The 22,051-nt window shown below is 71.0% G+C and carries 22 protein-coding genes; 3 read left to right on the top strand and 19 right to left on the bottom strand.

The window, feature by feature from the left end:
• Positions 1-52: 52 nt before the first annotated feature.
• Genes EXU32_RS15815 through EXU32_RS15805 form a run of 3 tightly spaced genes read right to left on the bottom strand, consistent with a single transcriptional unit; the run spans position 53 to position 3,389 of the window.
• On the bottom strand, positions 53-1,213 hold the full coding sequence (locus EXU32_RS15815) for an acyl-CoA dehydrogenase family protein (RefSeq protein ID WP_130630774.1): 1,161 nt from the start codon (positions 1,211-1,213) through the stop codon (positions 53-55).
• A complete protein-coding gene (locus tag EXU32_RS15810) occupies positions 1,210-2,877 on the bottom strand; it encodes a long-chain-fatty-acid--CoA ligase (protein ID WP_130630773.1) in 1,668 nt (555 codons plus the stop codon). The genes EXU32_RS15815 and EXU32_RS15810 overlap by 4 nt, the downstream gene beginning before the upstream one ends.
• The gene (locus tag EXU32_RS15805; protein ID WP_130630772.1) at positions 2,874-3,389 is read right to left on the bottom strand and encodes a MaoC/PaaZ C-terminal domain-containing protein; all 516 of its coding nucleotides are present in this window, start codon (positions 3,387-3,389) and stop codon (positions 2,874-2,876) included. Before EXU32_RS15805 ends, EXU32_RS15810 begins: the two co-directional genes overlap by 4 nt.
• A 111-nt stretch (positions 3,390-3,500) precedes the next feature.
• Here EXU32_RS15805 and EXU32_RS15800 point away from each other — a divergent pair, with 111 nt between their 5' ends.
• Positions 3,501-4,082, top strand: coding sequence for a TetR/AcrR family transcriptional regulator (locus tag EXU32_RS15800; RefSeq protein WP_207233827.1), 582 nt, complete (start codon positions 3,501-3,503; stop codon positions 4,080-4,082).
• A gap of 75 nt (positions 4,083-4,157) precedes the next feature.
• Here EXU32_RS15800 and EXU32_RS15795 read toward each other — a convergent pair whose 3' ends face one another.
• Positions 4,158-5,426 (bottom strand): lipase family protein, encoded by a 1,269-nt coding sequence (locus EXU32_RS15795; protein ID WP_130630770.1) that lies wholly within the window; start codon positions 5,424-5,426, stop codon positions 4,158-4,160.
• 168 nt (positions 5,427-5,594) lie between these two features.
• Between EXU32_RS15795 and EXU32_RS15790 the strand changes: the two genes are divergently transcribed.
• Complete coding sequence (locus tag EXU32_RS15790; protein ID WP_130630769.1) at positions 5,595-6,194, top strand: TetR/AcrR family transcriptional regulator; 600 nt, start codon at positions 5,595-5,597, stop codon at positions 6,192-6,194.
• 39 nt (positions 6,195-6,233) lie between these two features.
• Here EXU32_RS15790 and EXU32_RS15785 read toward each other — a convergent pair whose 3' ends face one another.
• The 10 genes from EXU32_RS15785 to EXU32_RS15740 form a co-directional block, all read right to left on the bottom strand.
• Positions 6,234-7,289 carry a Gfo/Idh/MocA family protein gene (locus EXU32_RS15785; protein WP_242612819.1) on the bottom strand — a complete coding sequence of 352 codons (1,056 nt, stop codon included), beginning with the start codon at positions 7,287-7,289 and terminating at the stop codon, positions 6,234-6,236.
• Positions 7,286-8,170, bottom strand: a complete 885-nt coding sequence (locus tag EXU32_RS15780) for an ATP-binding cassette domain-containing protein (RefSeq protein ID WP_130630768.1) — start codon at positions 8,168-8,170, stop codon at positions 7,286-7,288. Before EXU32_RS15780 ends, EXU32_RS15785 begins: the two co-directional genes overlap by 4 nt.
• Complete coding sequence (locus EXU32_RS15775) at positions 8,167-9,207, bottom strand: ABC transporter permease (protein ID WP_130630767.1); 1,041 nt, start codon at positions 9,205-9,207, stop codon at positions 8,167-8,169. The genes EXU32_RS15780 and EXU32_RS15775 overlap by 4 nt, the downstream gene beginning before the upstream one ends.
• A gap of 7 nt (positions 9,208-9,214) precedes the next feature.
• A complete protein-coding gene (locus tag EXU32_RS15770; RefSeq protein ID WP_207233826.1) occupies positions 9,215-10,183 on the bottom strand; it encodes a substrate-binding domain-containing protein in 969 nt (322 codons plus the stop codon).
• A gap of 71 nt (positions 10,184-10,254) precedes the next feature.
• Complete coding sequence (iolD, locus tag EXU32_RS15765; protein WP_130630766.1) at positions 10,255-12,258, bottom strand: 3D-(3,5/4)-trihydroxycyclohexane-1,2-dione acylhydrolase (decyclizing); 2,004 nt, start codon at positions 12,256-12,258, stop codon at positions 10,255-10,257.
• 5 nt (positions 12,259-12,263) lie between these two features.
• Entirely contained in the window at positions 12,264-13,202 is a 939-nt protein-coding gene (gene iolB / locus EXU32_RS15760) for a 5-deoxy-glucuronate isomerase (RefSeq protein WP_130630765.1), read from the bottom strand.
• Positions 13,199-14,119 carry a Cgl0159 family (beta/alpha)8-fold protein gene (locus tag EXU32_RS15755; RefSeq protein ID WP_130630764.1) on the bottom strand — a complete coding sequence of 307 codons (921 nt, stop codon included), beginning with the start codon at positions 14,117-14,119 and terminating at the stop codon, positions 13,199-13,201. The genes iolB and EXU32_RS15755 overlap by 4 nt, the downstream gene beginning before the upstream one ends.
• A complete protein-coding gene (iolC, locus tag EXU32_RS15750) occupies positions 14,116-15,078 on the bottom strand; it encodes a 5-dehydro-2-deoxygluconokinase (RefSeq protein WP_130630763.1) in 963 nt (320 codons plus the stop codon). The genes EXU32_RS15755 and iolC overlap by 4 nt, the downstream gene beginning before the upstream one ends.
• Positions 15,078-15,992, bottom strand: a complete 915-nt coding sequence (locus EXU32_RS15745; RefSeq protein ID WP_130630762.1) for a TIM barrel protein — start codon at positions 15,990-15,992, stop codon at positions 15,078-15,080. Before EXU32_RS15745 ends, iolC begins: the two co-directional genes overlap by 1 nt.
• A 2-nt stretch (positions 15,993-15,994) precedes the next feature.
• Complete coding sequence (locus EXU32_RS15740; protein WP_130630761.1) at positions 15,995-17,017, bottom strand: Gfo/Idh/MocA family protein; 1,023 nt, start codon at positions 17,015-17,017, stop codon at positions 15,995-15,997.
• Positions 17,018-17,153: 136 nt separating this feature from the next.
• On the opposite strand from EXU32_RS15740, the gene EXU32_RS15735 reads away from it, so the two are divergent.
• Positions 17,154-17,894, top strand: a complete 741-nt coding sequence (locus EXU32_RS15735; RefSeq protein WP_130630760.1) for a GntR family transcriptional regulator — start codon at positions 17,154-17,156, stop codon at positions 17,892-17,894.
• Positions 17,895-18,001: 107 nt separating this feature from the next.
• Here the strand turns inward: EXU32_RS15735 and EXU32_RS15730 are convergent, their stop codons facing one another.
• The 5 genes from EXU32_RS15730 to EXU32_RS15710 are packed head-to-tail and all read right to left on the bottom strand — an operon-like array spanning position 18,002 to position 22,046.
• Positions 18,002-18,754: a hypothetical protein gene (locus tag EXU32_RS15730; protein ID WP_130630759.1), complete on the bottom strand. Its 753-nt coding sequence runs from the start codon at positions 18,752-18,754 to the stop codon at positions 18,002-18,004.
• Positions 18,751-19,722 carry a vWA domain-containing protein gene (locus tag EXU32_RS15725; protein WP_130630758.1) on the bottom strand — a complete coding sequence of 324 codons (972 nt, stop codon included), beginning with the start codon at positions 19,720-19,722 and terminating at the stop codon, positions 18,751-18,753. Before EXU32_RS15725 ends, EXU32_RS15730 begins: the two co-directional genes overlap by 4 nt.
• Positions 19,719-20,702 (bottom strand): VWA domain-containing protein, encoded by a 984-nt coding sequence (locus EXU32_RS15720; protein ID WP_130630757.1) that lies wholly within the window; start codon positions 20,700-20,702, stop codon positions 19,719-19,721. The genes EXU32_RS15725 and EXU32_RS15720 overlap by 4 nt, the downstream gene beginning before the upstream one ends.
• Positions 20,702-21,175 carry a hypothetical protein gene (locus EXU32_RS15715; protein ID WP_130630756.1) on the bottom strand — a complete coding sequence of 158 codons (474 nt, stop codon included), beginning with the start codon at positions 21,173-21,175 and terminating at the stop codon, positions 20,702-20,704. Before EXU32_RS15715 ends, EXU32_RS15720 begins: the two co-directional genes overlap by 1 nt.
• Complete coding sequence (locus EXU32_RS15710) at positions 21,165-22,046, bottom strand: DUF58 domain-containing protein (RefSeq protein ID WP_130630755.1); 882 nt, start codon at positions 22,044-22,046, stop codon at positions 21,165-21,167. Before EXU32_RS15710 ends, EXU32_RS15715 begins: the two co-directional genes overlap by 11 nt.
• Positions 22,047-22,051: the final 5 nt, after the last annotated feature.

Raw genomic sequence — 22,051 nt, 5'->3', positions numbered from 1 at the left:
GGCGTGGTGCAGCGGGTGGGCAGGGGGCGAACTGGCCTGAAGGTCGTGGCGCTCACAGCGCCCGACCGATGAGCTCGCGCATGATCTCGCTGGCCCCCCCGTAGATGCGTTGCACGCGGGCGGCTGCGTACATCCGGGCGATGGGGTACTCCGTCATGTAGCCGTACCCGCCGAAGAGCTGGAGGCAGCGGTCGACCACCTCGCCCTGGACCTCGCTCCCGAGGAGCTTGGCCATCGACGCGGTGGCCGCGTCGAGCGTCCCGGCCTCGGCCTTGACGACGCACTCGTCGACGAAGGCGCGGGCAGCCAAGGTCTTGGTCGTCAGCGAGGCGAGCTCGAAGCGGGTGTTCTGGAAGTCGAAGATCGCCTGCCCGAAGGCCGATCGCTCCTTGGTGTAGGCGATGGTCTCCAGGAGGGCCGCCTCGGCCGCGGCCACGGCGCTCACGCCGATGATGAGCCGCTCTCGGGGGAGCTGCTGCATCAGCTGGTAGAAGCCCTGCCCCTCCTCCTCGCCGAGGAGGTTGGCGACCGGCACCCGCACGTCGGTGAAGGACAGCTCACGGGTGTCCTGACCGTGCTGCCCGATCTTGTCCAGGACACGCCCCCGCTCGAACCCGGGGAGGTCGTCAAGCTCGAGCACGATGAGCGAGATGCCCTTGGCTCCCTCCGCGGGTCCGGTCCGTGCGACGAGCACGAGCAGGTCCATGTGCGTGGCGTTGGAGATGAAGGTCTTGGACCCGTTGATGACGTAGTGGTCGCCGTCGCGCCTGGCGGTCGTGCGGACCCGCTGCAGGTCCGATCCGGTTCCCGGCTCGGTCATCGCGATGCCGATGACCGAGTCGCCCGTTGCCAGACGCGGCAGCCACCTCGCCTTCTGCTCCTCGCTGCCGAAGGCGAGGACATAGTGGGAGACGATCGTGCTGTGGACCATGTGCCCGAGAGCGGTGTCGTGGGCACGGGCGAGCTCCTGCGCGATGACGGCCTCGTGGCCGAAGCTGCCACCGCCCCCGCCGTACTCCTCGGGGACGTCGAGGAGCAGGAGCCCGGCGCCGCCGACCTTGGTCCAGATCTCTCGGTCGACCCGGTGCTGCTCGTCCCAGCGCGCCTGGTGCGGCATGAGCTCGGCCCGGAAGAAGGCGCGGGCGAGCTTGCGCAGCTCGGCCTGGTCCTCGTCCTGCCACACGGGCACGTGGTCGGTGATGAGTCCGCTCATGGCTGTTCCCCCGTGTAGAGGTCCGCGTGCTGGGCGCGGATGACCTTCTTGTCGAGCTTGCCGACGCTCGTGCGGGGCAGCTCCTCGACGAAGAGCACCTGCTCGGGCATCTGCCAGCTGGCGAAGTGCGGGGCGAGGTGCCGGTGCAGGTCCTCGATCGGGACCTCTCCCCCGTCGTCGCTGACGACGAGCGCCACGGGACGCTCCTGCCACTTCGGGTGCGCGATGCCGACGACCGCGGCCTCGCGGATCCTCGGGTGGGACATCAGGTGGTTCTCCATGTCGATCGAGGAGATCCACTCGCCGCCGGACTTGATGACGTCCTTGAGCCGGTCGGTGAGCTTGAGGTACCCGTGCTCGTCGATCGTGCCGACGTCACCGCTGCGCCAGTAGCCGTCGTGGAAGCGGGTGTCGTCGTCCATGGCGTGGTAGCTGTCGATGATCCACGGCCCCCGCACGAGGACCTCGCCCTGGCTGACCCCGTCGAAGGGAACGTCCCGGCCGTCGCCGTCGACGAGGCGGAAGTCGACCCCCGTGGCCATGAGCCCCTGGCGACGCTTCATGTCCCACTTCTCGTCATCGGAGAGCACCGCTCGCAGGGAGGGCTTGAGCCCCTTGTTGACCGTGACGAGCGGGGTGGTCTCGGTCGCACCGTAGGCGTGGATGACGTCGGCGCCGGTCACCTCGTGGAAGCCCTTCATCAGGCTGAGCGGTGGCTCGGTCGCGCCGCTCAGGAGGCGGGCCCGGCTGAAGTCGGGCCGGGGGTCGAGCGTCCTGATGTAGTCGAGCATCGGACCGAAGATGGCCGGGGCGCCGTTGGCGACCGTGACCTCCTCGGCGACCATGGCGTCGACGAGGACCGAGGTGTCCTCCATCGTGTAGCGGCCGGGGAGGACGATCTTCGTCATCGCCTGGACCGCCGCCTGGGGCAGGCCCCAGCACTGCCCGTGGAACATCGGCGTGATGAACATCGTCGTGTCCTCGCTGCTCATGCCGATCAGGGCCACCATGGCGAGGGTGTGCAGGTAGATGCCGCGGTGCGAGTAGTAGATGCCCTTGGGCCGGCCGGTCGTCCCGGTCGTGTAGCAGGCGCTGTAGGCGGAGTCCTCGGCGATGAGTGCCCACTCGCGCGTGTCCGCTGCGGCAGCCAGCAGGTCCTCGTAGTGGTGGACGTCCGGCAGGGAGGTCTCGATCTGGTCGAGCGGCTTGTCGCTCATGACGATCCAGCCCTTGACCCCCTGGGTGTGCGGCGCGATCGCCTCGGCGATCGGCAGGAGCGACTCGTCGACGCAGATCCACGAGGCCTCGCTGTGGGTGGTGACGTAGCCCAGGTCCTCGGGTCCGAGGCGAAGGTTCATCTGCAGCATGACCGCCGCGAGTCCCGGGATCGCCCAGTAGAGCTCGAAGTGACGCCGGCTGTTCCAGTCGAGGACACCCACGACGTCTCCCGGGGCGACGCCCAGGCGCTCGAGGGCGTTGGCGCCACGCGTGATCCGGCCCCAGGCGTCCCCGTAGGAGTAGCGGTCCCAGCCGCCGTCGGCTGTGCGGTAGACGATCTCCTGCTCGGGGTAGGTGCGCGCCGCGTGCCGCATGAGGGTCGTCGTGTTGAGGGGGTAACCGTCGTTGTGGGTCGAGGGACGGCCGTGGACGAGCTCGGTGGTCATGCCTTCTCCTGGTCGTTGGTGGGGTGCGTGGGGTCAGCGGGTGTCGCGAGGGGCCGCATGTGGACGTAGGCGCTGACCTGCAGGGACAGGACGAGCTCGCCGGACTGGTTGACGAGCTGCCCGGCGAAGGTGAGCAGCCCCCTTCGCCGCTCCGGCTCGAGGCGACGGTCGACGATCTCGGAGGTGCCGGTGAGCACATCGCCGGGACGGACGGGGCGACGCAGGACGAGGTCCTTGATGCCCGTGCCCCCGATGACGTGCCACTCCTGCGTGCGGGAGGTGATCTCGAGGCGTTGGTAGATCGCCATCGTGTGGATGCCGCTGGCGATGAGCCCGCCGAAGGCTCCCTCGCTGGTCGCACGCTGGGGGTCGGTGTGGAAGAACTGCGGGTCCCACCGAGAGGCGAAGTCGACGATCTCGCGCTCCGTCACCTCGTAGCTGCCCAGGTCGCGGACCTCGCCGATGGGTGTGTCCTCGGCCCATCGGCCGGTGGCCGTCAGCTGCTCGCTCATCCGCTGTCCCTATCGTCATCGAGTCGAACCTTGTACGTTTGTATAGCAAATATGCTGGAATGTACAGGGCGGGTGTGTCGTGCTTGACTCATGACGACGAAGGGACGAGCCATGACCGAGGCACTCCGGCACGACCTCACGGCGCGTGCCCGCATCCGCAACTCGGCGTTGGCGCTCTTTGCCCGGCACGGCGTCGAGGGCGCGTCCATGCGCCGGGTCGCCGCCGACGCCGGGGTCACGGTGGGGCTGGTCGTGCACCACTTCGGGACCAAGGAGCGCTTGCGCGAGGAGGTCGAGACCTACGTCGTCGACCGCTTCGGCGCGGCCATCCGCTCCGTGCCCGTCCAGGGCTCGGCCAGGGACGTCGCGCGCGGTCGCGACGAGGCCGTGGCCACGATGCTGGCCACCGAGCCCGATCTGGTCACCTACCTGCGCCGAGCCCTCCTCGGCCTCAGCGGACCCGACGACCACCTCCTGCGACGCCTGACCGAGCTCGCCGCCGAGGAGGTCGCTCGGGCCAGGGCGGCTGGCGTGGCCGACACCGACCGGCGCGGGTCCACGCAGACCATCCGGACCATGACCCGCCAGCTCGGGCAGCTGCTGCTCCAGCCGATGATCGACGCGATGTGGGAGCAGCTCGAGGGCCAGAGCGAGAGCCCGGACAAGCCCGCGCTCGTCGTGCGGGTCGAGTAGACCTCCCGCCGATCGGTGACACACGAAGGGGGCGCGGCCGGATCACCCGGCCGCGCCCCCTTCGCCATCATCGGGTCACAACGCCCAGCAGGTGCTCGGCGGCGTGGCGCCGGCGAAGCGCTGCTCGAAGAAGAGCATCGACTTCTCGATGTGCGGCACGTAGCCACCGACGTGCGTCGGGGTCACGCCGGCGTTGAAGGAGACGTGCGCCCCCTTGTCGCACCAGTCGCTGCCCAGCTGCTTGCCCACCGCGTAGGGGACCACCTCGTCGCCCACGGAGTGGTTGATGACGACCGGCGCGCTGGGCCTCGTCCTGCCGATGCGCTGCTGCGCCACGGCGCTCTCGAAGGGCTCCGTGGCGAGCAGCTCGGTCACCGTCGCGCCCCCGGACAGGTACCGGCTCGAGTCCTGGAAGGCATAGTCGGCCAGCTCGAGGAAGCAGTGGTCCTCGACGTCAGCCGCCATGTCGCGCCCCTCGGCACTGAGATGGGGGTCGAGGTCGATGCCTGCACTCTGGGCCTGGCCCAGGAGGCCGTAGAGCACGGCGGCACCCAGCAGCCCGCCCTCGGCGTTCTCGACGGTCGCCGCGAGGTCGGCCGGCGGGGCGCCGACGGCCGAGCCCTTGAGCTGCAGATCGGGGGCATAGGTGCCGGCCATCTCCGCCGCGGCCGCGCCCCCGCCCTGGGAGTAGCCCATGATGCCCACGGGGTTGGCATCGGTGATGCCGCTGCCCTCGAGGTCCTGCACCGCCCGGGCCATGTCCAGCACGGCCGCACCCTGGGCCCTGCGGTCCATGTACGTGTGCGTGCCGGGGGTGCCCAGGCCCTGGTAGTCCGTGATCCCGACCGCGTAGCCACGGCCGATCGTGCGAGCGAGGCCGACGCCCTCGTACTCGACGAGGTCGGACATCTGCCGCGAGGGCGCGCAGCGGTCGCCCATGCCTTGTGTGCCCGGCGCATAGCTGAGCAGCGGTCGACTGGAGGTGCCGACGTAGGGGGTCTTGGGGACGAAGACGGTGCCGGTGACCGCGATCGGCGTGCCGTAGCGGTCGGTGGACGAGTATATGACCCGCGTGGCCGTGACCACCGACGAGGAGAGGCCGAGCGGGTCGAGGAGGAGGGTCGCCGGCTCGCTGCGGATGATCGTGCCCGGCGTGCTCGGGATCGTGGCAGGCGGCTCGTAGAAGGCGGGGCGGGGCGGCGGCTCGGGAGTGCCGGTCAGGGTCGCGGCGCCGGCCGTGCCGGGCGTGTCGTCGGGACCGGCGGATGCCTGGCCGGCGACGGGGAGGGCGACGGCGATGCTCAGGACAGTGGCGGCGAGCATGCGCGAGCGAAGGGGGATCATGCGTGGTCCTTTGTCGTGGCGGAGCAAACGCTCGGTGACGGACAGGGTGATGATCCGGTGGCGAGACGTCCTTGTCTGGCGGTGCGGCGAACTTTACTGATCAGTTAGTAATGAGCAACAGATCGGCGCGGGATAGCATCCGGGCGGACGGACGACGGGTGAGGAGCCATGGCCAGACAGCGAGTGACGACGACGAGTGATGTCGTGGAGGCCGCTGCTCACGTCTTCGCGAGGAAGGGCTACCGCAGCTCGACGATCGACGACATCTGCCTCGAGGCCGGCGTCTCCCGCCCCACCATCTACAAGTACGTCGAGAGCAAGCCCTGGCTCCTGGACCAGATGGTCGTGCTCGTCACCGGGGAGCTCAGCGAGCGCATCGGCGCCATCCTGGCGACCGCGGACCCACCCCGCGACAAGATCCGCCAGCTGGTCAGCATGCACGTCGACCTGACCACCCGGATGCGCGGCCACTACGCCACGGTGTACAGCGAGCAGACCGAGCTCTCGGCGGCCACCTCGGCCGGGTTCCGCACGTGGTCGCACGCCATCACCCAGCAGTTTGCGGCACTCATCGACGACTACGCACGCAGTGAGCGCCTGGCACCGGCCGCCGACAGCACGGTCCTGGCCAACCTGACCCTGACGATGCTCACGGGCCTGTACCGGTGGCACGACCCGAGCGGACCGACGTCGCCCGACGACCTCGCCGACCAGGTCCTCGCCATGCTCTCGGGCCCCCTCCCCGGACTGGACCGTCGCGACGGGTGACCCCTGGCCCGCTCCGCGTCGTGGAGCAGGCGGACCCGGTCACGAGCCGGGTGTCTCGACGGCGACCGGGACACCACTCGCCAGCGACTGCATGCCGGCGGTGCACACGAGGGTCGAGACGTAGCCGTCGCGGCTCGTCGGTCCGACGACCTCGCCGCGGCGGGAGGCGTCGACCCAGGCCTGCACCTCGAGGTCGTAGGCACGCTCGAACCGCACCCGGTAGTCGGGGTCGATCGGTCCGCCCCAGGAGCCATCGCCACCGCCCGGGTCGGCTGTCGTCGTGTAGACGCCGCTCGCGGGGCGGCCGATGATCGCGCTGCCCCGCTCGGCCACCGCCTCGACCCGCACCTCGTACCCCGTGCGAGCGTTGACGAAGACCTCGTTGGTCACGACCGCCCCCGACGCCGTGCGCAGGATCGCGATCTGCGGGTCGACGACCCCCTCGCGCGCGTGCGAGGTCGGCGTCGGGCTGATGACCTGGATCGAGACGATCTCCTCGCCGAGCAGCCAGCGCGCGCAGTCGATCTCGTGGACGAGGGAGTCGCGCACGATCATCTCGGAGCGGAAGTCGGGGTGGGGCACGCTCTTGTTGCGGTGCGTCTGGTGGAGCAGCAGCGTGCGGCCCATCCGCCCCGAGTCCAGCAGCGCCTTCAGCCGCACGTACTCCGGGTCGAAGCGCCGCATGAAGCCCACCTGCACGAGGTCACGACCACCGGCGCGCTCGGCCTCGACGACGCGCAGCGAGGACTCGCTGTCCATCGTCAGCGGCTTCTCGCACAGCACGTGCACACCTCGTTCGATGCACGCGAGCAGCTGCTCCTCGTGGACCGACCCGGGGGACGCGAGCACGACGGCGTCGACGTCGTCGGAGGCGATGAGGTCGAGCGGATCGGCGTGCACTGCGATCCCGTCGAGCTCCTCGGCGAGGGCACCGACCCGCCCCTCGTCGGGGTCGGCGAGCGCCGTCAGGCTCGCGCCGGCGATGCGGGTGGCCAGCCGGCGCGCGTGGTCGGCACCCATGAGGCCGACGCCGACGACCCCGACGCGAAGCCCTTCGAGACGGGCGCGGGCACCCTCCTCAGGAATCGAGGTCACTGCGGCTTCTCCTCCTGCACCTCGGGCTTGCCGGGGCCGGCGAGCTGGACCTCCGGGTTGTCCGGGTCGACGGTCTTGCCGGGGTCGACGTCGCCGAGCTCGTGCTTGAGGGCGTCGAGCTCCTGGCCACCGGCCATCTCCGCGGTCAGCTGGTCGAGCGTCAGCTCGTCGCGGTGCGCGTCGAGGGTGAGCCGACCGAGCTTGAGGATGATGAAGTGGTTGCCGACGAGGTAGGCGTGGTGCGGGTTGTGGGTGATGAAGACGACCCCGAGGCCGGCATCGCGAGCCTTGGCGATGTACTTGAGGACCACCCCCGACTGCTTGACACCCAGGGCTGCGGTCGGCTCGTCGAGGATGATGACCTTTGCGCCGAAGTAGATCGCGCGGGCGATGGCGATGCACTGCTTCTGCCCACCGGAGAGACCACCGACCGGCCGGTCGAGGTCCCCGATCTGGATCCCCATCTTCTGCAGCTCCTCGTCGGCGATGCGTCGCATCGCCCGCGAGTCGAGGAAGGGACCCTTGCGGATCTCGTTGCCCATGAAGAAGTTGCGCCACACCGACATGAGCGGCGCCAGGGCGAGGTCCTGGTAGACCGTCGCGATGCCCAGGGCCTGCGCCGCGCGCGGCGACGCGAGCTGGCGCTTGACGCCCGCGACCTCGAAGCTGCCCGAGGTGTGCTCGTGCAGGCCGGCCATGATCTTGATGAGCGTCGACTTGCCGGCACCGTTGTCACCGAGGACGCAGGTGACCTCGCCGGGGTAGACCTCGAGGTTGACGCCCTGCAGCGCATTGACGTTGCCGTAGGACTTGCCGACGTTTTTCATGACGACGAGGGGCTCGACGTCGGCCGCGCGCCGCGGCGTGGTCTGGATGCTCATCGTGCGTCCGCCTTCTTCTTGACGTAGAGGTTGACGAGGGTCGCGAGCAGGAGCATCACGCCGAGGAAGGTGAAGAACCAGTCGACGTTCCAGCCCGCGTAGTTGATGCCCATGCGGGTCATGCCGAAGATCAGCGCGCCGAGGGCCGCGCCGACGACCGACCCGTAGCCACCGGTGAGCAGGCAGCCACCGACGACCGCGGCGATGATGTAGATGAACTCCTGGCCGACACCCTCGCCGGACTGCATCACCTGGTACGAAAACAGCAGGTGCATACCGAGCATCCAGGCGCAGAAGCCGACGGTCATGAAGAGCCCGATCTTGACCCGCGTGACGGGGACGCCCACGGCGCGGGCGGCAGCGGCGTCACCGCCGACGGCGAAGATCCAGTTGCCGATCTGGGTCCGCTGCAGCACGAGCGAGCCGACCACGACCATGACGAGCCAGTAGACGACGAGCGACTTGATGGTCACCGGACCGACGGAGACGCTCCATGCGAAGACCTGCTGCGCAGAGGCGTAGCCGTCCATGTCGGAGATCGTCGGCGTCGAGACGGTGCCGCCGACGAGCCGCGTCACGGCGAGGTTGGCACCCTGGAGCACGAAGAAGGTCCCGAGCGTCACGAGGAAGCTCGGCAGCCCGGTGCGCATGAGCAGCCAGCCGTTGAAGGCCCCGACGAGCAGGGAGAAGACGAGCGCCGCGAGCACGCCGATCCAGACGTTGAGCCCGAAGTTCCAGGCGGTGAGGGCCGCGCAGATCCCCGATGCCGTCGCCGCGACACCGGTCGACAGGTCGAACTCGCCTCCGACCATGAGCAGCGAGACGCCGACGGCCATGACGCCGATGGCGGAGGCCTCGTAGAGGATCGTGCCGGTGTTGCCCAGGCTGCGGAAGGACGGGGCGACGGCGAGGAAGAGGGCCATGACGGCCAGGGCGCCGATGAGCGCCCCGACCTCGGGCCGGGCGAAGAGGAGGCCGGCCCTCCCCTTCGCCACGACTCGGTCGTCCGCCTCGGGTGCGGCGGTCTGTGCGGTCATCCCCGGATCAGTCCTCGAGCAGCAGGTCGACGTTCTTGTCGTCGACGAAGGCGGGCCCGGTGAAGCTCGGCTCGCCGCCGCCGACGGAGGCGCCCTTGTTGACGCGCAGCCACAGCGAGTCGACGGCCTGGTAGCCCTGGACGTAGGGCTGCTGGTCGACCGCCCACTCGATGCCGCCGCCCTTGATCTGCTTGAGCGCCTCGTCGTTGAGGTCGAAGGTCGCGACCTTGGCCTCGCTGCTGGCCTCCTTGACCGACTTCTGCGCGATGAGGGCGAAGGGGGCGCCGAGCGTCAGCACGTGCGTGATGCTCTTGTCCTGCTGCAGCTTGGCGGTGATCGTCGACTGCACGTTGGCGGTGTCGGTGCCCTTGACGTAGATCTTCTCGGACTTGTCGAAGGTCTTGGCGACGCCCTTGCAGCGCGCCTCGAGCCCGACGTGGCCCTGCTCCTGGATGACGCAGAGGGTCTTGCCCGCCTTTTCCTCGGTGAGGCGCTCGCCCGCAGCCTCGCCGGCGAGCTCGTCGTCCTGGCCGAAGAAGGACAGGGCGCCCATGTCCTTCCACTCGTTCATGCCGGCGTTGAGCGCGACGACGGGGATGTCGGCGCCGACGGCCTTCTCGACATTGCCCTTCATCGCCTCGGGCTTGGCGAGGGTGACGGCGATGCCGTCGACCTTCTTGTCGACCGCCTGCTGGACAAGGTTGGACTGCCCGGCCCCCTCGGGGTTGGCGGTGTACTCGAGCTTGACGTTGTTCTTCTTGGCGGCGTCCTCGGCACCGGCGCGCACCTGGTCCCAGAAGGTGTCACCGGGCTCGGCGTGGGTGATGAAGGCGACGGTCATCTCGGGGGTGTCGACACCACCCGCGCTGCCTCCGCCCTCCTCGGTCTGCTTGCCCCCGGAGGAGGAGCATGCGGCGAGTGCGAGCGCGGCCATGGCCGACGTCGCGGCGACGCTGACGCGTGAAAAACGGGACATGGTTGTGCCTTTCTCATCATCCGTCGCTCCGTTGCGGCGGAAGGGTGCGGTGCCCGGGCGGGCACCTCTCTTCAGTTGTGAGTCTGGGGGCTCGCGTCGTCGACACGCGGGATCTCCGCCGGGTCGAGATGCGAACGTTGTCGGCTCTTGTGCTGCTCGTAGGTGGCTCGCGCCTCGCGGGTGCTGTCGAGCTCGCTCACCTCGCCGACGGGCACGTCCCACCACGAGCCGGAGTCGGGCCCGAAGACCATCGGGTCGGTCTCGACGTGGATGACGACGGGCCCGTCGTCGGCCGGGGCTGCCTTGGCTTCGCGGATGGCGGCCTCGAGCCCGGCCCGTTCGTGCACCTCGATGACGTGGGCGCCGAGCGAGCGCGCGTTGGCGGCGAGGTCGACGGGCAGCCGGTCGCCGTCGAGGCGCCCCCCGTCGCCGCGGCCCCGGTAGGCCGTGCCGTACCGCTGGCTGCCGAGGGACTGGGAGAGCGACCCGATGGAGTGGAAGCCGTGGTTCTGCACGAGCACGACGATGACCTTGGTCCGCTCCTGGACCGCGGTGACGAGCTCGGTCGGCATCATGAGGTAGCCGCCGTCGCCGACCATCGCGAAGACGTCGCGGGTCGGGTCGGCCCAGCGGATGCCGAGCGAGGCCGGCACCTCGTAGCCCATGCAGGAGTAGCCGTACTCGACGTGGTAGCCGCGTCGGTCGCGGACCCGCCAGGTCTTGTGCAGGTCGCCGGGCATGGAGCCGGCGGCACACAGCACGACGTCGCGGGGGTCGGAGAGCTCGTTGACGAGCCCGAGGACCTCGCCCTGGGTGAGCAGGCCGTCGGCGAGCGCGTCGGTGATCTGCGACGAAGGGTGGTGGGCCGCCTCGACCTGCGCGTCCCAGTCGGCCCACAGGCCGGCCTGCTCCTGCCGGTAGTCTTCGTCGACGGACCAGCCGTCGAGCGCGGCGGTCAGCGCGGTGAGACCCTCGCGGGCGTCGCCGACGACCGTCAGGCCGGAGTGCTTCACCGCGTCGAAGGGGGTGATGTTGAGATTGACGAAGCGCACCCCTTCGGCGGCGAAGGCCGTGCGGGAGGCGGTCGTGAAGTCCTGGTACCTCGTCCCGACGCCGATGACGACATCGGCCTGCGCCGCAACGGCATTGGCGGCGGCGGTCCCGGTGGAGCCGACCGCGCCGAGGAGCTGCGGGTTGCCGTGCAGGAGCGAGCCCTTGCCAGCCTGCGTCTCGCCGACGGGGATGCCGGTCGCGGCGCACAGGGCCGCGAGCGCGTCCTCGGCCTGCGAGTAGTGGACGCCGCCGCCCGCGACGATCATCGGTCGCCGCGCCGAGCGGATGATCTGCGCAGCCTGCTCGATCCGTGACGGCTCGGCCGGGGGCCTGGCCACGTGGTGGGTGCGCTCGGCGAAGAGCTCGAGCGGCCAGTCGAAGGCCTCCGCCTGCACGTCCTGCGGGAGGGAGATGGTCACGGCCCCGGTCTCGGCGGGGTCGGTGAGCACCCGCATCGCCGAGAGCAGGATGCTCGGCAGCTGCTCGGGCCGGCGCACCTCGTCGTAGAAGCGCGAGAGCGGGCGGAAGGCGTCGTTGACCGTGAGGTCCCCGCCGTGGGGCTGCTCCAGCTCCTGCAGCAGCGGCCCGGCGGCCCGGGTGGCGAAGATCGAGCTCGGCAGCAGCAGCACCGGGATCCGGTTGATCGTCGCGAGCGCGGCGCCGGTGAGCATGTTGGTGCTGCCGGGGCCGACCGAGGCGGTGCACGCCCAGGTCTGCAGCCGGTCCTTCTGCTTGGCATAGGCGACGGAGGTGTGCACCATCGCCTGCTCGTTGCGGGCCAGCACGTAGGGCAGGTGGCCCGGGCCGTCGCCGCGGGCCAGCTCGGCCTGGAGCAGCGCCTGGCCGACACCGGCGACATTGCCGTGGCCGAAGATGCCGAGCACCCCGGCGAAGAGGCGCTGCCGCTCGCCGTCGCGCTCGCTCCACTGGGCCTCCAGGAAGCGCACGAGCGCCTGGGCCACCGTGAGCCGGATGTGCCCTGAGGAGCTCGCTCCGCGAGCGTCTCGAAGGGTCTCGCCCATGTCGTTCACTGTCCTTCCCCGGTCCAGCTCGCCCGGATCTGCCCGTGCGCGGGGTCGTCGCAGATCAGCCAGGCCCGCTCGGGACCGGGCCCGGCCATGACGTTGAGGTAGTACAGGTCGGCGTCGGGGGCGGCCATCGCCGGCCCGTGCCAGCCGTGCGGCACCAGGACGGTGTCGCCGGTGGCGACCTCGACGAGGACGTCGATGTCACGACCCTCGGCGCCATACACCTGCTGGTAGCCGACCGGTTGGCGGCCGTCCTCGCGGTCGGCGCCGCGGGTGAGCGGGGCGCGCCCGGCGCCGGCATCACCGACGGACTGCGTCTCGAAGTAGTAGATCTCCTCGAGCTCGCTCTCCTGCCCCGGCCGGTCGGTGTCGTGCTTGTGCGGTGGGTAGGAGGACCAGCCACCGGCGGGGGTGATCACCTCGCAGGCGAGGATCTGCTCGGCGCCGGGCAGGGTGTCGGGCATGCCGAAGCCGCGCACCTCGCGGCTGCACGAGCCGGCACCTCGCAGCTCGACGGGCACCTGGGCCGCGGGGACGACGACGACCTCGCGGCCACCACCGGTCGGGTCCTCGACCCGGGCACCGCACAGGGCGATGCGGGCAGTCGAGACCCCGCGGTTGGCGATCTCGAGGTCGCTCCCGGCGGGGGCGTAGAGCGTGTCGCTCGGCCCGGCGAAGACGCTGGTCCGGCCGGTGAGCACGTGCTCGCTCCCGTCGACCGTCACCGTCGTGCCGCCCGTGAGCGGCACGACGATGGCCTCCTCCCCGGAGAGTGTGTGCGCCACCCGGGCGCCGGGCTCGAGCACCGCGACGCGCAGGGAGGTGTGCTGCCACCCCTCGACGGCGTCGGTGATCTCGACGGCCCAGGAACCCCCCTTCGGCGCGAAGGGGTGGAACCAGCGCTCGTTGTCCGCTCCGGTACGGGGGGTGTGGTTCATGCGCCACCCCCGTGGACGAGGTCGGCCGCGATGTCCACGGCCCCGGCGACGTCGCCGTCGGGTGGGTAGAGCAGCGCCCGGCCGACGACGAGGCCGCGCACCTGCGGGATCGACAGCGAGCGTCCCCACGACGCGTAGGTGTCGCGCGGGTCGCCCTTGGGGTCACCACCGAGCAGGAGCGAAGGGAGGGTCGTCGCGTCCATCACCCGCTCCAGCTCGTCGACGACGGGCAGCTTGAGCCAGGTGTAGGCGCTCGTGGCGCCCAGTCCGGAGGCGACGGTGATCGAGCGGATCGTCGACTCGGGGTCGAGCAGGTTGACCACCTTGCCGTCGCGCCGGGTGGACCAGAAGGGCTCGACCATCGCCATCGTGCGGTGCGCGGCGAGCTCGGTGACCGCCCGGGCGCTCGCCTCGAGGGTCGCGACGCTCGCCGGGTCCTGCAGGTCGATGCGGGTGAGCATCTTGCCCCCGTCGATCCCCCGGGCGACGATCTCGGCCGGCGTGTGCCCGGTGAAGCGGTCGTCGAGCTCGAAGGAGGCCCCCTGCAGCCCCCCTCGGTTCATCGACCCGATCGCCACCTTGCCCTCGAGCGCACCCATGAGCAGCAGGTCGTCGAGGATGTCGGGGGTCCCGAGCACCCCGTCGACGCCCGGGCGCGACAGCGCAGCCGACAGGCGGCGGAGCAGGTCCGAGCGCGAGGCCATCGCCACCGCGTCACCGCGCACCCCGAGCGCACCGCGGGCCGGGTGGTCGGCCGCGACGAGCAGCATCCGCCCGTCGTCCGCCAGCAGGGGGCGACGCGACCGCGCCGCCCAGCCGCGGGCGATGGCCCCGGGGTCGCTCGCGCGGACCCGGGTCAGACCGGCGATGTCGACGGCGACCCCGTCGGGCGCACCCACCTGGTTGGTCGTGCTCATGCGCTGGCTCCCTTCGCCGTCCACCGGGCCAGGCCGGCATCGACCTCGGCGACCGTCGGCATGGCGGTGCTGCACTCCAGCCGGGAGGCCACGATGGCTCCGGCGACATTGGCGAACTCGAGGATCCGGCGCAGGTCCCAGCCCTCGAGCAGGCCGTGGACGAGCGCGCCACCGAAGGCGTCGCCGGCGCCCAGGCCGTTGACCACCTCGACGAGGAAGGGGGGTACCTCCACCCTCTCCTCGGCGGTGGCGGCGAGCACCCCCTTGGGTCCCTGCTTGACGATCGCGAGCTCCAGCCCACGCTCGAGGAGGGCGTCCGCGGCGCGGTGCGGGTCGGTCTCGCCGACCGCGACCTCGCACTCCTCCTTGTTGCCCACCGCGATGGTGACGTGCTCGAGGGCCCGGCCGACCTGGGCGCTCGCCTCGCTCGGGTCGCTCCAGAACATCGGGCGGTAGTCGAGGTCGAGCACGGTGTGCTCGGCGAGGGCACGCGCGGCGAAGGCGGTGTGGTGGGCCGCGCGCGACGGCTCGGCGCTCAACCCGGTCACCGTGGTCCAGAAGACCCGCGCGGTCCGGATCTCCTCCAGCGGCAGGTCCGCGTCGGTGAGCATCAGGTCGGGGGCGGTCGGCCAGCGGTAGAAGTACAGCGGGAAGTCGTCGGGCGGGTGCACCTCGCAGAAGGTGACCGGCGTCGGGGGCCCGTCGCCCTCGATGGCGGTGATGAACTCGCCTGCTACACCGAGGCGCTCGGCCTCGGCGCGCACGTACCGGCCGAAGGCGTCGGCGCCCGTCTTGGTGATCAGCGCCGTGTCGCGACCGTAGCGGGCCGCGGCGACGGCGACATTGGTGGCCGAGCCGCCGAGGAACTTCTCGAAGGTGCGCACCTCCTCCAGCGGCACCCCGTGGTCGAGGGGGTAGATGTCCACCCCGGTGCGGCCCATCGTGATCAGGTCGTACATCAGGCCAGCCCCTCGGCGATCGCCACGAGGTGCGCCACGGACGCCCGGACGTCGGCGACAGGGTCACCGGCTCCCTTCGCCGTGGTGGGGTCGGCCGGGTCACCGGCGAGGACGGTGTCCTGCTCGAGGACGTACCAGCCCTCGTAGCCCGACCCCTCGAGCGACCGGACGATCGCGGCGACGTCGACGTCACCCCTCCCGAGCGCGACGTACATGCCCGCCGCGACCGCGTCGGTGTAGCTCGCCGAGCCCTCCTGCACCTTGCGCGCCCAGGCCAGGTCCACGTCCTTGAGGTGCATGTGGGCGATCCGCTCCGGGTGCTCCTGCGCGACGCGCACCGGGTCACCGCCGCCGATGAGCAGGTGGCCCGTGTCGAGGCACAGGCCGATGCGCGACCCGGAGAGGACCCGGTCGGTCTCCTCCCCGGACTCCACCATCGTGCCGACGTGCGGGTGCAGGGTGGCCGTGAGGCCTTGTGCCGCAGCGGCGTCCGCGATCCGGTCGAGGTTGCCCAGAAGGGTCGACCAGCCGGTCGCGTCCAGCTCGGGGCGGGCGTCGTAGCCCTGCGCGCCGGTGGCCGCGGCGATGACGACGGTGGTGGCGTGCGCGGCGACGAGCCCGGCCATCGCGGCCTCCACGACGCGAAGGGGGTCGACCTGCGGGTCGTGCAGCACGACGGGGACGAACTGCCCGACGGCGGCCAGACCGTACTCGGCGAGCGTGTCCGCCTTGGCCTGCGGGTCGTCGGGGAGGAACCCGTCCGGACCGAACTCGGTCGCCGCGATCCCCAGCTCACGCATCTGCGTCAGCACCGTGGGGGGCCGGTGCTGCCACCCCCAGCCGGGCACCTCGCAGACCCCCCAGGAGATCGGTGCTGCGGCGATCCGCTCCGCGAGCGGGGTCCGGTCGGTCATGGTCACAGTCCTTCGATCTCGGTCATGGCGACGGGGCGGCCCTCGGCGCGGGAGAGCTCGCACGCGTCCGCGACGCGAAAGGCCTCGAGGGCGTCGGCAATGGTGCAGGGGCTCGGTGCCCGACCGGCGGCCACCTCGAAGAAGGCGGTCAGCTCGGCCTGGTAGGCGGGCAGGAAGCGCTCCATGAAGGACCACTTCTGCGGGCCGCGGGGGAAGTCGACGTCGGGCTCGGCGCTGGTCATCGCGAGGGAGTGGTCGAGCCCGGCGGTGATCGTGCCGCGCTCCCCCATGACCTCCATCCGCACGTCGTGACCGCCGCCGTTGTAGCGGGTCGTCGACATCAGCACGAGGGTGTCGTCGTCGAGGGTGAGCACCGCAGCGCCCGTGTCGACGTCGCCGGCGGCGCTGAAGAAGTCGGCGCCCTTGTTGGCCCCCACGGCGTAGACCGAGGCGATCTCGCGCCCGGTGACGTAGCGGATCGCGTCGAAGTCGTGCACCCCGCAGTCGCGGAATATCCCGCCGGAGGTGGGGATGAACTCGGCCGGTGGCGGGGCCTGGTCGTGGGTGTTGGCGCGGATCGTGTGGACGAAGCCGAGCTCGCCGGACGCCACGGCCTCGCGCGCGCGCCGGAAGCCGGCGTCGAAGCGGCGCTGGTGACCGATGTGCACGGGGACGTCGCTGGCCGCCTCGAGCCGGCCCAGCTCGATCGTCTCGGCCAGGCCGCCGGCGACGGGCTTCTCGCAGAAGGTGGGGACGCCCCCTTCGATCCCGCGGCGGATCCACTCGGCGTGACCGTTGGTGGCGGTCGCGACGACGAGGCCGTCGAGACCCGCGGCGAGCAGCTCCTCGGGAGGCACGACCTCGACCCGGGTGTCGGGGGCGATCTCGCGCAGGCGGACGGCGAGCTCGTCGGCGGCCCCTTCGCGCGCGTCGGTGATGACCAGGGTCTCCACGGCGGGGAGGGCGACGAGGGTCTCGGCGTGGAAGGCACCGATCCGGCCGAGGCCGACGAGTCCGATCCGCATCAGCGGGGTGCTCCTTTGCAGGGGGTGGGCCAACGTGATGCGGGACACTCTTGTCGAGCCCCCAGCCCATGTCAAGAGTTTGTCCTGACATAAGGACGTATGGCTGTCAGCCTGTGGTGCGCGTAGGCTCCCCGGCATGTCAGCGCTGCAGCTCGAGGTGGTCATCGACCGGGCCTCTCCCGTGCCGCTGTACCACCAGCTGGCCGAGCAGCTGACCGCCGCGATCGACGACGGCCGCCTGCAGCCCGGGGACCCCTTCGAGAACGAGCTCGCCCTCGCCGCGCGCCTCACGCTGTCGCGCCCGACCGTGCGCCGCGCCATCCAGGAGATGGTCGACCAGGGCCTGCTCGTGCGCCGCCGCGGTCTCGGCACGACCGTCGCCAACCGCAAGGTGCACCGCAAGGCCCGCCTGACCTCGCTCTTCGACGACCTCCAGGCCGAGGGGCGCGAGCCGCGCACCGAGGTCATCGAGATCGGGATGGGCACCGACGAGCGGGCCGCCGCGGCGCTCGACCTCGAGCCCGGCACCGAGATGCTCACCGTGGTCCGGGTGCGCTCCGCCGGCGACCAGCCGCTGGCGATCATGCACAACTGGCTGCCGCCGGCCCACTCCGAGATCACCCGTGAGGACCTGCAGGAGCAGGGTCTCTACGCCCTGCTGCGCAAGCGCGGGGTCAGGCCCGTCGTCGCCCAGCAGTCGATCGGGGCCCGGATGCCGACCGCCGCCGAGCGCCGCGCGCTCGGGCTGCGCTCCGGGCAGCCGGTGCTCACGATGACCCGGATGGCCTTCGACGCATCGGGGGCGGCCATCGAGTTCGGCGACCACGCCTACCGGGCCCTCGACTACACGATCGACCTCATGCTCGACGAGCGCTGACCCGCCCCAGTCCGCATCTCCCTAAGGTCGTGCGCACCCTCTTGCGCATCTCCCTAAGGTCGTGCGCACCCCCGCGCATTTCCTTAAGGTCGTGCGGGCGAAGGGGGTCACCAGGGCTTGTCGACGCCGTCGCTGCCCTTCTCCTCGCCCTCCTGCTCGCGGCGCTTGCTCTCGGACTCCTTCTGCCCGGTCGTGTTGCGCTCCTCGAGCTCCTTCTGCTTGGGGTCCTTCTTCTCCTCGGTCCCCTCGCCCGGCGACTTCTTCTTGTCCTTCGGGTCCTTGGGGTCCTTGGGCTCCTGGTCCTGGCCCTTGCCGGTCTGCTCCTCGAGCTTGTCCTTCTGCTCCTGCTGCTTGCGACCGGCCTCGCCGCCGTTGCCGTCGTCCTGGCCGTCGAGGCAGCCCTCGGGGCCCTCCTCGATCAGCTTCAGCGCCTCCTCGGCGAGCGACTTCTCGCGCGCCGCGTCGCCGTCCTCCTTGGCCTTGTCCGACTGCTGGGAGATCGTGATGACGAGGTTGGTCCGCACGGTGCAGTCGTCCTGCGGGTTGCTGGTGCGGGCCAGGGCGGTCTCGAGGTCGGCCCGGCCGCCCTCGAGGTCACCGGAGATCGACTTGCCGGTCCCCTCGACGAAGGGAGCGCGCCACCGCTCGACGATGTTGAGGACGTGCAGCTTGTCGGCCGCACTCACCATGCCGGCACCGTCGTCCTTGCCGTGGGCCTGCTGGGCCTGCCCCATGTGGACCGGCAGGGTGACGAACCGCGCGGCCAGCACGAGCAGGATGATCGCGGGCAGGACCGTGGCCCAGATCAGCCGGCGGCGCCGCCGCAGGCGCGGCTCCAGGTGGGAGGTCTGTGGACTCATGGCTCCACCCTTCGCAGTCGGCCGATCTCACGGGTGACGAGGAAGAGGTCGGCGAGGAGCAGCGCGGCCATCACGAGCGCGGCGATCCACACCAGCGAGGTGTAGGTCTCGATCGAGGCCCCCGCACCCGCCACGGTGGTGCCGGGGTCGGCGTCCTCCATCGCCGGCCCGATGTCCCCACCGGTGCGGTGGGTGTAGGGCACGTCGAGCTGCTTGGCGATCTCCTCCAGGCGCTTCTCGTCGATCGTGCTCACGCCTGGCTTGCCGGCGCTGTCGGTGACGTCGTCACCGGTGCTCCCGTCGGCATTGGTCGTGGCCATCTGCCCGCCTTGCGCGCTCCCGTACCCGAGGACCGCGCCGCCGTCGATGAGGTCGGGCAGGTCGAAGGGGGCCGGCTGGTCGGACGAGGTCTGCTCACCGTCCCCGAGGTAGAAGACGATGCGCGAGCGCTCGGGCTGGCGCTCCTTGGTCCCCTCGAGGGTCTTCTTGAGCCGGTCCTGGGCGACCGTCACCGACGACCCTCCCGAGTACTGGCTGTCCTCCGCGCGGAGGTTGTCGGTCGCGGTCTTCAGCGCCTGGGTGTCCGTCGTGAGCGGCATGACCACCCTGGCGGCGAAGTCGAAGGTGATGATCGAGAAGCGGGCCCCGGGCATCTCCTCCTGGATCTTGGCGATGTCCTCGCGGTAGCCGTCCAGCCGGGTGCGGCCCTCGCCGTAGTCGCGGGCCATCGCCGAGGTGGTCGTGTCGACGACGAAGAAGACGTTGACGTCGGAGGCGGCCTGCCGGGCGATCGCTCCGTTGACGGCCGGCCCCAGCAGGGCGACCACCATGGTCAGGCTCGTCGCCAGCCGCAGGCCCCACCGCACCCGGTGGCGGGACTCGACGGCCAGCCGCCAGCCGGTGAAGCCGACGAGCAGCAGCCCGACGACGATGATCAGGGGCCACGGGATGACGGGGTGCCAGCTCATCGGCGCCACCACCACAGGAGCGGGTAGAGCCCCATGAGGCCCAGCAGGCCCAGGCTCAGCCAGATGGTCGGCAGGTCGGTGCGCACGTGCACGGGTGCCACGTCGGGCAGCCGGGCGGCCTCGAGCTCGTCGATGTTGCTGGTCACCTCGTCGGTCGCGCCGGCCTGGTCGAGCCCCCAGGTGCGACCACCGGTCTTCTCGGTGGCTGCGGACAGCTCGGTGTGGTTGGCCCCGTACGGGAGCGGGTTGAGCCCGTAGACCCGGACATTGCGCTCCTTGGCGAGCGTCGCGGCCTCGTCGATGGTGTAGACGCCGCTGCCGTGGACCTCGTTGTCGGTGCCCAGGATGATCGCCCGCGGTCGCTTCTGGTCGATGTGGTCGAAGTTGTAGACGCAGCTGGCGAGCCCGTCCCCGGACAGTGAGCTGGCGAGGATCCGCTCGTTGAAGGTGCCGCTGGTCGGGTCGTACTCCCCGCCGCCGAAGAGCGAGAAGCCGTCGGCGTAGCCGGTCAGCTGCTCCTCGACGAGGTCGTAGTCGTCGGTGAGGGGGAAGGCGGTCACGGCCTGGTTGTTCCAGAGCACCAGCCCGATCCGCTCCCCCCGGAAGTTCTTGACGATCTCGGCGAAGTCCTCGAGCACGGCCTTGTCGGTCCGGTACATCGACCCCGAGACGTCGAGGCAGAGCATGATGTCCCGGTTGTTCTTCTCCGGGTCGATCGTCTCCGTCGTCCCGGGGCGGCCGGCAGCGACGGCGATCGGGAGCACGACGAGCGCGATGAGGGCACCGAGGCCGAGCAGGCGCGCCCGCTGGCGGGCCACCGCGGCGCGGTAGGCGGGCAGCCGGGTGAGCCGCCGCGTGTGGGCGACGAGCACCGCATCGGTCGCCGCCTTCTCACGTCCGGCCAGCCACCACCCGAGCGCCGCCACGACGAGTGTCGCGAGGACGACGAGGAGGGTCAGCCACCACCAGGTCAACCCCATCAGGACCACCCCCCGACGACGTCGCGCGCGGCCGCGGCCGAGCCGGAGAAGCTGCTCGCGTCGGCCTCGGTCGCGCCGAACTGGCGCGGGTAGAACTCCTCGATGAGCGTCGCCAGGTGGGCGGGACCGCGCTCGCGCAGGTCGCTGGCGGTCATCGTCTCGGCCTTGAGCCCGCTGGCCTTGCTGACGAAGCCGCGCACGACCTTGGACAGCTCGTGGTGGCCGCGGCGGGCCGGCATCTTGTCGCCGCGCACGGCCGTGTCGATCTCGTCGATGCGGCGAAGGGCGTCCCGGCGCAGCTTGAGCAGCGCGGCCGGTGGCAGCGAGCCGTGCCCGTCCTCCGGGTCGGGGCGGCGGGTGAGCAGCCAGATCGCGACGGCCCACAGGATGAGCCCGAAGATGATGAAGCCGCCCAGGACCGGCCAGGTGACGGAGTAGTCCGCGGGGGCGAGGTAGATCGGGTCAGCGTCCACGTCGCCTCTTCTCGAGCATGCGCACGATCATCGGCACGACCTCGTCGGTGTGCCCGGCCCGGGCCGAGGAGATGTCGGTGCGTCGCAGCATGGTCTCCACGTCGGCTCGTCGGGTGTTCTCCGAGCGGCCGAACTCCGCGGCAAGCTCCTTGTCGGTGGCCAGCAGGTCGGGCAGCGTGTGGTCGGCCGCGACGTCACGCAGGAGCCGGTCCGGTGCGACCGCGAGCGGGTCGAGGTCGGCGACGTCGACCCACAGCACCTCGTGGCGCAGCCGCAGGGTGCGCAGCACGTCCTCGACCTGGCCCGGCTCCACGCCGTCGTCGGCGATGACGAGCAGGACCTTGCGTCCCTTGACGTTGCGGCTGATGTGCCGCAGCAGTCCCGGCAGGTCCGAAGGGGGCGAGTCGGGTTGGGAGAGGGCCAGCGCCTCCTGCAGCAGCATCTCGAGGTGGCCCTCGGAGCTGCGGGTGCGGGTGGCGTGGATGCGGCCGGGGCCGCCGCTGATCATCGAGACGTCGTCGCCGTGGCGGATCGCCAACCAGCCCAGGACACCGGCGGCCATCACCGCGATGTCCCGCTTGGGCTCACCGCCCGCAGCGGTCGCGGCCATCTCCCGACCGGCGGGCATGACGATGATGAGCGAGAAGTGCCGCTCGGCGACGTAGCGCTTGATGAGCATCGAGCCGTGGCGGGCCGAGGCGCGCCAGTCGATGTCGCGGATGTCGTCACCGACGGCGTACTCGCGCAGGTCGTCGAAGTCCATCGACCGCCCCTTGTGGACAGAGGCGTACCCACCGTCGAGCAGCGCGACCGAGCGACGTCGGACGTGGATCGACAGCTTGCCCTTGACCTGGTGGACGAGGCGGGTCATGGGGC

The sequence above is a fragment of the Janibacter limosus genome, from assembly GCF_004295485.1.
GTDB classification, from domain to species: domain Bacteria; phylum Actinomycetota; class Actinomycetes; order Actinomycetales; family Dermatophilaceae; genus Janibacter; species Janibacter limosus_A.
The sequence above is the reverse complement of the archived record's forward strand: the minus strand, read 5'-3'. Positions and strand labels throughout refer to the sequence as shown.

Coding starts and splice junctions, on each gene's coding strand:
- EXU32_RS15815 (WP_130630774.1), bottom strand. CDS start 1,213: ATGAGCGGACTCATCACCGACCACGTGCCCGTGTGGCAGGACGAGGAC.
- EXU32_RS15810 (WP_130630773.1), bottom strand. CDS start 2,877: ATGACCACCGAGCTCGTCCACGGCCGTCCCTCGACCCACAACGACGGT.
- EXU32_RS15805 (WP_130630772.1), bottom strand. CDS start 3,389: ATGAGCGAGCAGCTGACGGCCACCGGCCGATGGGCCGAGGACACACCC.
- EXU32_RS15800 (WP_207233827.1), top strand. CDS start 3,501: ATGACCGAGGCACTCCGGCACGACCTCACGGCGCGTGCCCGCATCCGC.
- EXU32_RS15795 (WP_130630770.1), bottom strand. CDS start 5,426: ATGATCCCCCTTCGCTCGCGCATGCTCGCCGCCACTGTCCTGAGCATC.
- EXU32_RS15790 (WP_130630769.1), top strand. CDS start 5,595: ATGGCCAGACAGCGAGTGACGACGACGAGTGATGTCGTGGAGGCCGCT.
- EXU32_RS15780 (WP_130630768.1), bottom strand. CDS start 8,170: ATGAGCATCCAGACCACGCCGCGGCGCGCGGCCGACGTCGAGCCCCTC.
- EXU32_RS15775 (WP_130630767.1), bottom strand. CDS start 9,207: ATGACCGCACAGACCGCCGCACCCGAGGCGGACGACCGAGTCGTGGCG.
- EXU32_RS15770 (WP_207233826.1), bottom strand. CDS start 10,183: ATGTCCCGTTTTTCACGCGTCAGCGTCGCCGCGACGTCGGCCATGGCC.
- iolD (WP_130630766.1), bottom strand. CDS start 12,258: ATGGGCGAGACCCTTCGAGACGCTCGCGGAGCGAGCTCCTCAGGGCAC.
- iolB (WP_130630765.1), bottom strand. CDS start 13,202: ATGAACCACACCCCCCGTACCGGAGCGGACAACGAGCGCTGGTTCCAC.
- EXU32_RS15755 (WP_130630764.1), bottom strand. CDS start 14,119: ATGAGCACGACCAACCAGGTGGGTGCGCCCGACGGGGTCGCCGTCGAC.
- iolC (WP_130630763.1), bottom strand. CDS start 15,078: ATGTACGACCTGATCACGATGGGCCGCACCGGGGTGGACATCTACCCC.
- EXU32_RS15745 (WP_130630762.1), bottom strand. CDS start 15,992: ATGACCGACCGGACCCCGCTCGCGGAGCGGATCGCCGCAGCACCGATC.
- EXU32_RS15740 (WP_130630761.1), bottom strand. CDS start 17,017: ATGCGGATCGGACTCGTCGGCCTCGGCCGGATCGGTGCCTTCCACGCC.
- EXU32_RS15735 (WP_130630760.1), top strand. CDS start 17,154: ATGTCAGCGCTGCAGCTCGAGGTGGTCATCGACCGGGCCTCTCCCGTG.
- EXU32_RS15730 (WP_130630759.1), bottom strand. CDS start 18,754: ATGAGTCCACAGACCTCCCACCTGGAGCCGCGCCTGCGGCGGCGCCGC.
- EXU32_RS15725 (WP_130630758.1), bottom strand. CDS start 19,722: ATGAGCTGGCACCCCGTCATCCCGTGGCCCCTGATCATCGTCGTCGGG.
- EXU32_RS15720 (WP_130630757.1), bottom strand. CDS start 20,702: ATGGGGTTGACCTGGTGGTGGCTGACCCTCCTCGTCGTCCTCGCGACA.
- EXU32_RS15710 (WP_130630755.1), bottom strand. CDS start 22,046: ATGACCCGCCTCGTCCACCAGGTCAAGGGCAAGCTGTCGATCCACGTC.